We start from the raw sequence: 9699 nt of genomic DNA, 5'->3' as shown, positions 1-9699 counted from the left end.
ATTTATATTAACATTATTCAATTAACAAATACCATTATGCAAAATACAGTGATACGTATCAGTTATTATTCAGATTGATAAAGTAAAGCCATTCCTTCAAAGATAATTTTTACATTTACTTACATTAATAAAGCGCTATTTTCAATGGTCAATATTATTTTTTGACGACAAAAAAGCCCTTGTAGCATGGCTAGAAGGGCTTCAATGATGTAGGTATGATTGTATCTTATAAATTATTAAGCACTATTTAACCAAATAAACCCGCCAAATTGGCTAAGAACAATAGCGCAAAACCACCTAAAAATACTAAGCCAGCAATCGATAGGGCGTTCATACCAGCAGATAGTTTTTGGTGCTTGCTAACTAACGAGTAGTTTAACCAACCAAAAATAGGCGCAGAAATAAACGCTGATATCATCGCAAATTTGAGCATAGCGCCTAATTGTCCGGTAAAGAAGGTGATAATGACCAAGCCGCCACCGATGGCATAAGTCGTCCAAAAGGCGACTTGCTTTTTATTGATTTCAGTTTCGCCTTTGATTAGCCGCCAGCATTCCGCATTGGCACGGCCATAACCGTCGGCGCAAGTGATCGTAGTGCCAAACATACACATAAAGGCGACGAAGGCGACCAGTAACCGCGACCAATCACCAATGGTGTTGGTGTACATACTGATCAGCTGATTGACATAAGCACCACCAGCAATTTCAATGGCTTCGCCTGAGCCGTACTGAACAAACACGCCCATTGCCAAGAAAAACAACGCTAGCACCGCAGAAACGCCATAACCCACGTTAAAATCTAGCAAGCCTTGACGATGTGTGGTGTGATCGGCTTTAACCTTGGCAGATGTCCACATAGAGGTGATTGCCGCGAACTCGAGTGGCGCTGGCATCCAGCCCATTAATGCAACGATAAATCCTAAAGTCGCTAGATTCCAAGGCGACGCGGCGACAAAGTCCACCGCCATCACGGTTGGCTTGCCAGCAGCAATAACGACGGCGGCAACCGTGGCTGCCGTCAGGGCAATCATAATCCATTTGGTCACGCCATCGAGCAATTTATAGTGACCAGCAATGAGAAAAAACCACGAGACCGCAACGATGATTATCGATAGAGTAATGGTAGAAAACTCAAGAGAAGCGGGCAGCATAAAGCCCAAAATCACAGCGGCAAGTAAGGACACCGCACCCGTACTAATCACAGCCGATAAAATAGAGAGGATAAAGTAAATCCACAAATACGCTTTTGAGCGTTTGGCATAGCCTGCAATCAAACTTTCGCCTGTATCGTAGACATAGTCGGTTGCAAATCGAAAAAATGGATACTTAAAAACGTTGGCTAAAATAATCATAATGGCCAACTGCCAGCCATATAGCGCGCCCGCCTGTGTTGATGAAACCAAGTGAGAACCACCAATAGCAGCAGTCGCCATCAAAATACCTGGGCCAAAGATACGCCAACTAAAGCCTTCCTGGCTGGCAGCGCTATCAATGGTATTTGTTCGTTGTGTAGTCATAAATACCTCAAATTATATCAAGCGACACCCTATCACTGACCTGTGACAGGGCGTCTGCAACGAGAACACTGAGTTAAGAAACGGGATGATAAAAAAACAAAAAATATACGTTTAGCAGCGACTTTAGCACAGCTATAATGATACGAGATAATATTTATTTTCATCATTTATATCCACCAATGGGCATAAATTCATTTTAATGTTTAACTTTTATTAAATATATATACAATTAAACAATATACGCTTAATAATAATCGTAGGTTTAGTTAAAACCATTGAAAGTTAGACAAAGTGTTACGTAAATTGCTGACGTCGATAGGTAATGCCGCGCTGCTCATAAACCTGATAAATAGCGGTCAGTAGATCAGGAATATTGGGATGAACGAAGTCTTTGAGAGTATGCAAATAAACAGGGGATGTCACGTTTTCATGCACCAAGCGTTGATAGCTGATTTGTTCGGTACGCACCGTTTGTAGGCTGGCAGGCACAAGCGTAATGCCTTCGCCAGCCGCCACCAAGCCTAGAGCCACTTGTAAGTCGCTTACCGTTGTGGTCATAAAAGGTGAAATGCCGTATTGTGCAAATAAATGCAGTAACGGCTCAGTGATAGGCTCGCTAAACGATGTGGGCTCATTAGTCGAACGGCTGTTTTGTTTATTAGTACCGAGCTTGGCGTTTGCGGATCTTGTGATCGTCGCTGATACCGGCAGATGGGTTTGGTGATATAGAATCAAGCGGTTATTTGCCAAGTCTATCAAGCGCTGATCACTGACATGAGCCAAAGGATGCGATTTGGGTAGCGCCACGACATAACGCTCATGGCGCAGTAGTATTTGCTGAATCCATGGATCTTGGTGAGCAAAACGCCCAAAACCGATGTCAATTTCACCGGATTTGAGGGCATCTATTTGCTGATATGAGCTAATATCCTTGAGATTGACTTCAATATCGGGGCTGGCTTGTTTTAGCATGGCAATTATTTCAGGCAAAAACCCATAAAGTACTGAGGGTACAAAGCCGATATTTAATATACTACTGGGTGCTGATAGCCGCTGAGTCATGCTGGTTACGGTATCAATCTCTGTCAGTATGGTACTGATTTTATCGTAAAAGAATGTACCCGCCTCGGTCAGATGTAACGGCCTGTGGTAACGATCGACCAATTCCACACCCATATCTGTCTCAAGCTGTTTGAGCAGACGGCTCAGAGTGGGCTGCGACAATCCTGTTTGGGCTGCCGCGGCGCTAAAACTGCGCAAATCTGCAATGGCAATAAATGCATTAAGCTGTTTTAAATCCATCTCTCCACCCTATTATTTATACATTGTTTCTGTATTTATAAGCATAATTATCATATTATTTTAGATATATTAAAAATATTGGTGCGATTGAACAGATTATGCTTGAAGATAATGATATGAACAATTATATTTTTTGCAACATTATAGTTACATTTCAGCAAGAAATATCATAAAATCATTCTAGCAGTCATTTAATATCATTTGAATAGACAGGTTTGGTATCATCCTATGAGCGACAAAAAGAACGATGTTGATACGAATTTTGAAGAAAGTTTGGCTGAAATGGCCAATAAAAAACCGCGCAATCATGCCAAAGATAAAATCTACAAACGTCTTATCAATGATGTTCAAAGTAATGATGATGACAATAACGAGACTGAATACGTAAAACCGTTAGAAAGTGCTGAAAAGCTATTCGCTTATGAGCCTTTAAGTGTAAATGAGCTTGAGCTGTTTACCAATCAAGACAGTGATCAAGCAGGCCAGATTGAGGCAGTAGAGACAACCACTACAACAAATGCTGTCTTTGACTTTTCAGATCAAGAAACAGTCATGTCAGAAGCATCGTTAAAAAAAGAGCCGCAAGCTACAGATAAATTATTGGAAGTGGATCATTTAGCTAATGATATATCAAATAGTAGATCTGATGATTATTCTCATGAGAAAAAGGCGATACAGCCGCTCATTAAAGAAAAAGCGGCATCACGGGTTGAATTAGCTAATAGCAAAAAACCATTGATCATTGGCATGATATTTGGCTCATTATTGATTGCTCTTATTGTCATGATACTTATTTTCACTGGGGTTTTATCCACTTCAACACAGTCCACCACACCTGATAATGCTGATGCAAATGTGAGTAGCGATGTCAGTACCACAATAACGCCAGATAGTACGCCAGTTGCGACTCCGGCACAAGCAACAGCTATAGATGCCGATATTGTAGAGAAGCCAATAGTGGTAGCGCCGCAACAAGATAGCCAAGATAGTCTAGCCAATGAGAGTCAAGGTGAAGGGGCAACTACTACTACTAATGAAGCAGCAACACCCAAGGCCTTACCAACTGAACCTGCGCTGACTTATGAGGACTTTAGAGAAGAGTCCCAAAGTACGCTTTATCGCGAAACCGATAATTAGACTGGCAATTTTTAGTCTGATTAAACCTCACCTTTTGCCATATATTCCTCAAAGGAGAGTCTGATATGCGCGCCAACGCTGCGCAGTGGATCAGGCGGTATCCGGCTTGGTGCGGCGTGTTTGAGGATAAACTCCAGCTCGGGGCTTTCTTTACCGCAGATAAATTCTGCCATATAGCTGCCCAAGTAAGTGCCTTTCGCCACGCCAACGCCGTTCATGGCAGCAACCACGTACACGCCAGCAGCATGCTCTTTAAAGACAGGTTCATGATTCATCGTCACGCAAATCATACCGCCCCACGTGTATTCAAACGGCGCATTTGGCAGTTGTGGAAAGCGCGCCAGATAAGATTTACGGTGTTTGGCTTTTGCTTTATCGAGCACCGCCTTGCTGCTGGATAGATTCGGTTGGTAGTTCAGCGTATTACGAATAAAAATTCGCTTATCAGATGTCAGTCGTACGGTGGTGCCGGCAGGGTGGGCAGAGGTCAATCCCCAAGGTGCGATTTCTTCTTTACCTGAAAACGCTTTCAACTCACTCATTTCAACCTCGGTTAAAGGGCGAGTCAAACTGGCATAGGTAAATATCGGCGTGATTCTGTTGGAGGATACGCCGAATTTTTCGGTAAAAGCATTGGTGGCTAATACGATAATGTCAGCACTGAGCCGCGCTTTTGGGGTTTGAATCACCTTATTGGCTAAGTCTATTTCATGTATTGGGGTGTTTTCTAGCAAGGTGACATTGCTTGGTAGCGCACTTGCTACAGAGATCGCCAACGCTGCTGGATTGACCAAAATATTACCGGACGTATAAACGGCGCGCTTGTAGTAATGAGTGCCCAATCGCTTTGCTAACGCATCATCACCCAATACCTCGTACGATTCTCCGATGGCCTCCAACGTATTCACAAAATCGCTCAAGCTAGAAAAATGCTTTTCTTCATGAGCCGCCAAATACTTGCCAGCCTCATGCCAACATACATCAAATCCTTGTTGCTCTTGAATACGTTTTAGATGCTGAATGGCAAAATTATTTAAATCTCGAACCTTATTATTTACCGCCACGTCGGGTTCTGTCGGATCTAAGTTGTGAGGCAAATCAATGATAAATCCTGCATTGCGACCAGAGGAGCCTTGACCCACTTCCATCGCATCAATAAGGGCAATGCGCGCTTCTGGTCGCAGTTCAGCCAATCGGCCAGCAGTCGCTAAACCTGAAAACCCTGCACCAATGATAATGACATCAAAATGCTCGTCTTTTTCCGCTTGCTGTACGGGCATGGGTCTCGTAAAAGTAACGGAATCAAACCAGCCAAGCTGACCATCTATGGCGGGTAGTTTTTTAATTTGTTGCATGTAAAGTTCTCTATCATCTACAAGGTTGTTTTTTTGTTTGGTATATAGTAAAGGGGTAATTTATCATAAAACGTTCTGAAATTTGTATTGGGAGATGGTTTTGAAATTTAAAGAATTAATAAGCTTTCCTACTGATCAAGTAGGAAAACTAGATATTGATGAACTCATTCTAAATCCACCTAATACACCAATAGATGTGTTAGAGCAATTTTATAGAGATCATGGATGTAACGAGCAGTTTCAACAACAAAAATTTTAAAAGGAATAGAATATGAACGATGTCGATCAATATATCTTAAATGCCATTAAAGTTCAGGTTTGGAGCGGGTTTGATTCTTATGAAGACATTCAAGAATTAATTTCTGATTTACTGGAGGATGGCGCTGATGAGAGAATGCTTCGAGATTCTGTCGATATTGAATTTAATGAAAAGTACAAAGCTGAACAGTCTTGGCCTGATATTACTGACGTCGATAAGTTAGACCAAGTCTTTCAAATCCTCAATAGTAATGGTATTTTATGCTTGCATAATGCAGGCTACACTATGTCTGACGGTCATGAGGATGCACATACCGCATTAAGTAAGCACGCGAATGGTCAGTTTTTTGGTTATTGCTTCTATCATGGACAAGATGTCGAGCGTGCTTTTATTGGCGAGGGATTGACACTTGCCTATGATCATATCGCTGGAGACGTACCTGATAAAATCAAAGTCGCCACAAAGATTCAACAAGCGCTAGAGCAAGCAGGATTTTCCTTAGAATGGAATGGGACGGTTGAAGAAAGAATTCGTCTACCAAATTTTGATTGGAAACATCGTTCTACGATAGTATCAAAATGATTGCCATTTTTATGCCCATTATGTCTACCTATTCCGGTAAATAACTTGGTATTGAACTATCGGGTGTAATTGGTACACAAAAAAGCAGACATCATAGATATCTGCTTTTTTTATTTCTAAATTATTCTTCAAACAACTATTAGCCCTGAGGCGTAATTAAGTACTTCTCACCAGTCGCTTGTTTGCCATAAGCAGCGATTGACTTTAACTGCAACGCTTCTTGCAGCGTGACCTCATGCGTATAGCTGCTGGCAAATGTGGTGGTGATTTCTTCTGCCACGCGCTTGCGCATGGACTTGACTGTTTCAGCGCCTAATTTGCCAAGTGCATTGAATAGTAAGAATCCATTAACACCCCAAGCAAAACCAAAGTTGCGATTTAGGGTGATAGGACCACGGTTTAATGCCCCATAAATATACGCTTGCTTGAAAGTAGTAGAGCCATAAACGCTGTATTCTTCTACATCAGCGGTGATAGCTGCTTCCATACAGTTCAGAATATCACTGGTCAATTGACCGCCGCCAATAGGGTCAAATGAAATAGTGGCACCTGTTTCGGTAATCGCTGCCGTTAAATCTGCAATGAATGTATCGCTGCTTGAGTTAACCACATATTTTGCGCCCATATCACGTAACAGCTTTTCTTGTTCTTCTTTACGCACGATATTGACCAAATCGATACCATCAGCCAGACAAATGCGGTTGAGCATTTGACCAAGGCTAGACGCTGCTGCCGCGTGAATGATGGCTTTGTGACCTTCAGCACGCATGGTTTCAACCATTGACAGTGCAGTCAGTGGATTCACAAAAGATGACGCGCCTTCTTTGGCAGTCGTGCCTTCTTTTAATTCTAAGCAGCTTTTTACAGTGACACAGTGATATTGACGATAAGTACCGCCGCCAATCACCGCAACCATTTTGCCCATGAGTGCTTGTGCGGCTGGCGATGAACCTGCTGCGACAACCGTGCCAGCGCCTTCGTTACCCACAGGCGTGTCTTTATTCACACGTGTTTTGAGGGCTGGCATGAACTTGGCAGAAACATCAGCGGTAACGATAGGGTTTTGCTCAGTTCCTGATTGTACGGCAGTTGACATATCAGCGGCGCTAAACATCACCCCAAAGTCAGAGGGATTTAATGGTGCTGCTTCAATGCGAACGACGACTTCATCAGCACTAGGCTGCGGCATTTCGATATCTTGTAAAGACAGTGTTAGTTTATTGTCATCACTAATGGTTGAAACCAGTTGTATATTTTTATCGGTCATAATCTTGCTCCTGCACATGATGCGTGGCATCACTGCTTTTATTGATAGTGGTTGTATTTTATTCTTCGTTACATTATTTAGATTGGGCAGTTTGTATTTGAGCTTTCACATGGGCCATAAATTCGGGCATATTGGCTGAGCGATCAGCCTCTATTTTTTGGGCAATGTCAGACTGTCTCATCACCTTGCTCCATTCTTTCATACCAGCTATCTCTGCCAGCACATCCCAATCAAGCTGGGTTGATGCAAAAGCATTGACGATTGTGCTGACGTAATGAACGTAGATATCAGCCATCGTGAACACTTCGCCTGCGATCCAAGGTGAAAACTGGCATAAGCGATTTAAGGCAATGATGCCTCGAGTTAACACTTGGCGTACTTCTTCTTTGACAGTGTCAGGTGCGCTGGTACCTGAAAACACATAAGGAATCAGGCGACGGCTTGGCAATTCAAAATACAACTCCGATATCTTCATGATTTGACGGACAAGCGCACGCTCTGTTGCAGATTCAGGGTATAGCGGTATGGCAGGATAGGTTTCTTCAAGAAAATCACAAATAACGCTCGACTCTGAAAGATTGAAGCCTTTAACGCTCGACTCTGAAAGATTGAAGCCTTCAGTCGTTGTGATAGCAGGCACTTTCCCCACTGGACTGACGCGTAGTAATTCATCGCTTCCAGCGAATATAAGGTTTTCTTGGAATGGCAGCTCTTTATACAAAAGAGTGTGTTTGACTATATTGTAATAGTTGCTCGCAGCAAAACCGTGCAAAGTAATCATAAATTATTATTCCGTCATTAACGTGATGGTTATTTTTAGTTGTAATGTTTAAGCCAAACCTATTATTACTGTTTTTAATAGGATGATATATAGCATAAACGATGAATCACCATTGCTTTTAAGACAATAATAAAGGCAAAATACTTAACGATTAATACGGTTATGTTAGTAATTGAATACTTTTTGACTGGAGATGGGATTTGGATCAGCTACGGGCAATACGATATTTTAGTAAAGTAGTCGAAACAGGTAGCTTCACTAAAGCGGCGAAGCTGTTCGATGTGCCAGCATCCTCATTGTGCCAGCATCCTCATTATCAAGACGAGTGTCTGATTTGGAAAAGAGCTTGGGCGCGACACTACTAAAGCGTTCGACGCGACTCGTTAAGCTGACGGAAGTAGGGCGGGTCTACTATAACGATATGCAGCAGGTATTGAATCAACTAGAGCAAAGCAAGGAGACGGTTCGTAGCTACCAGACAACGCCAATGGGGCGTTTACGGATTAGCTCAATGGTGGGTTTTGGCGAAAAGATATTGCTACCTTTATTAGACGAGTTTAGTGCGTTATATCCGCAAATTGTGCTTGATGTTAGCTTAAGTGATGAATTATCCACACTTGGACGCGATGATTTCGATATTGCGATTCGCGGTGGTTACGCGCCAAATGAGCGGGTCATTGCAAAACGGCTGATGGATAATAGTTTTATCCCTGTCGCGTCACCTCGCTATTTGGAAAAACATGGCGTGCCGAGTCATGCATTAGCATTGAGAGAACATAATGGTCTTTATTTTAAGACGCCACTAGGAATGACCCCGTGGTTATGTGTGATCGATGATCAGTGGCATGATGTTTCAGGGCCAGCGGTAGCGATTTCGAACAATGGACCATGGCTGGCAAAAAAAGCCTGCGCTGGTGACGGTATTTTAATGTCCACTCGATGGGCATTGTCCTCATATCTTGCGTCGGGGGCAGTGCAAGAGCTCAAGTTTGAGCATCGATTAACCATCACTCAGCACTCTGACATGGCTGTTTATTTGTTATATCAAAAACAGCGTTACTCAGTGCCAAAAGTAAAAGCAGCAGTGGACTTTTTGGTAGAAAGGATAAAGTCATAAGATAGACCTTATAAAGCGTAACTGGGCTTACGTTTTCGGTTGGTTGAGGTTTGCTGGCAGGTGGTGCTCTAATATTATCGTTTCAGCTAGAATAAGCGCTGGCATGATTGTGTGGAGAAATGGCGTAATATCAAAAATGCACGCTTAACAGCCCGTCGAATGGTGTTTGATATAAACTAACTATGCTATTTCAGTGCTATTTCAGTATCTATAGGTTTATCTGTTATAAGTGGTTCCATTATACCAGTCTGTTTTAAGTAGTCTGTTAATAGGTTTGAAGGGTGAAATAACTGGTTCTGTTAGGGTATACCTATTTTTGTTTAAGCGTCAGAATCTATCTCCAATAATTTAAGATGGTGGTACTTCACCATAGATCGGCC

The 9699-nt window shown here is 42.4% G+C and carries 10 protein-coding genes; 5 read left to right on the top strand and 5 right to left on the bottom strand.

All coding sequences use genetic code 11. The features are described from left to right. Window positions 1-247: 247 nt before the first annotated feature. Window positions 248-1519, bottom strand: coding sequence for an NRAMP family divalent metal transporter (locus JMX48_RS13705; RefSeq protein ID WP_201538727.1), 1272 nt, complete (start codon window positions 1517-1519; stop codon window positions 248-250). A 294-nt stretch (window positions 1520-1813) separates the two neighbouring features. Beyond that, window positions 1814-2821 carry a LysR family transcriptional regulator gene (locus tag JMX48_RS13700; protein WP_201538725.1) on the bottom strand — a complete coding sequence of 336 codons (1008 nt, stop codon included), beginning with the start codon at window positions 2819-2821 and terminating at the stop codon, window positions 1814-1816. Window positions 2822-3049: 228 nt separating this feature from the next. Here JMX48_RS13700 and JMX48_RS13695 point away from each other — a divergent pair, with 228 nt between their 5' ends. Further along, window positions 3050-3958, top strand: a complete 909-nt coding sequence (locus tag JMX48_RS13695; RefSeq protein WP_201538723.1) for a hypothetical protein — start codon at window positions 3050-3052, stop codon at window positions 3956-3958. Window positions 3959-3978: 20 nt separating this feature from the next. On the opposite strand, the gene JMX48_RS13690 is transcribed toward JMX48_RS13695, so the two are convergent. Then, a complete protein-coding gene (locus JMX48_RS13690) occupies window positions 3979-5313 on the bottom strand; it encodes an NAD(P)/FAD-dependent oxidoreductase (RefSeq protein WP_201538721.1) in 1335 nt (444 codons plus the stop codon). A 100-nt stretch (window positions 5314-5413) separates the two neighbouring features. Between JMX48_RS13690 and JMX48_RS13685 the strand changes: the two genes are divergently transcribed. Continuing rightward, window positions 5414-5572: a hypothetical protein gene (locus JMX48_RS13685; protein WP_201538719.1), complete on the top strand. Its 159-nt coding sequence runs from the start codon at window positions 5414-5416 to the stop codon at window positions 5570-5572. Window positions 5573-5584: 12 nt separating this feature from the next. Further along, window positions 5585-6154, top strand: coding sequence for a DUF6891 domain-containing protein (locus tag JMX48_RS13680; RefSeq protein ID WP_201538717.1), 570 nt, complete (start codon window positions 5585-5587; stop codon window positions 6152-6154). Between the two features lie 139 nt (window positions 6155-6293). Here the strand turns inward: JMX48_RS13680 and JMX48_RS13675 are convergent, their stop codons facing one another. Both JMX48_RS13675 and JMX48_RS13670 read right to left on the bottom strand, forming a co-directional pair. Beyond that, on the bottom strand, window positions 6294-7421 hold the full coding sequence (locus JMX48_RS13675; protein ID WP_201538715.1) for a zinc-binding dehydrogenase: 1128 nt from the start codon (window positions 7419-7421) through the stop codon (window positions 6294-6296). A gap of 73 nt (window positions 7422-7494) precedes the next feature. Further along, window positions 7495-8202 carry a glutathione S-transferase family protein gene (locus tag JMX48_RS13670; protein WP_201538713.1) on the bottom strand — a complete coding sequence of 236 codons (708 nt, stop codon included), beginning with the start codon at window positions 8200-8202 and terminating at the stop codon, window positions 7495-7497. Window positions 8203-8402: 200 nt separating this feature from the next. On the opposite strand from JMX48_RS13670, the gene JMX48_RS14275 reads away from it, so the two are divergent. Next, window positions 8403-8567 carry a helix-turn-helix domain-containing protein gene (locus JMX48_RS14275; protein ID WP_413786375.1) on the top strand — a complete coding sequence of 55 codons (165 nt, stop codon included), beginning with the start codon at window positions 8403-8405 and terminating at the stop codon, window positions 8565-8567. Continuing rightward, a complete protein-coding gene (locus JMX48_RS13665; RefSeq protein WP_265088798.1) occupies window positions 8501-9319 on the top strand; it encodes a LysR family transcriptional regulator in 819 nt (272 codons plus the stop codon). The genes JMX48_RS14275 and JMX48_RS13665 overlap by 67 nt, the downstream gene beginning before the upstream one ends. The last annotated feature ends 380 nt before the right edge of the window (window positions 9320-9699 follow it).

Origin of the sequence: Psychrobacter immobilis (assembly GCF_904846225.1) — a bacterium.
Lineage (GTDB): Bacteria > Pseudomonadota > Gammaproteobacteria > Pseudomonadales > Moraxellaceae > Psychrobacter > Psychrobacter immobilis_F.
This window is presented reverse-complemented; position numbering and strand designations above follow the sequence as displayed.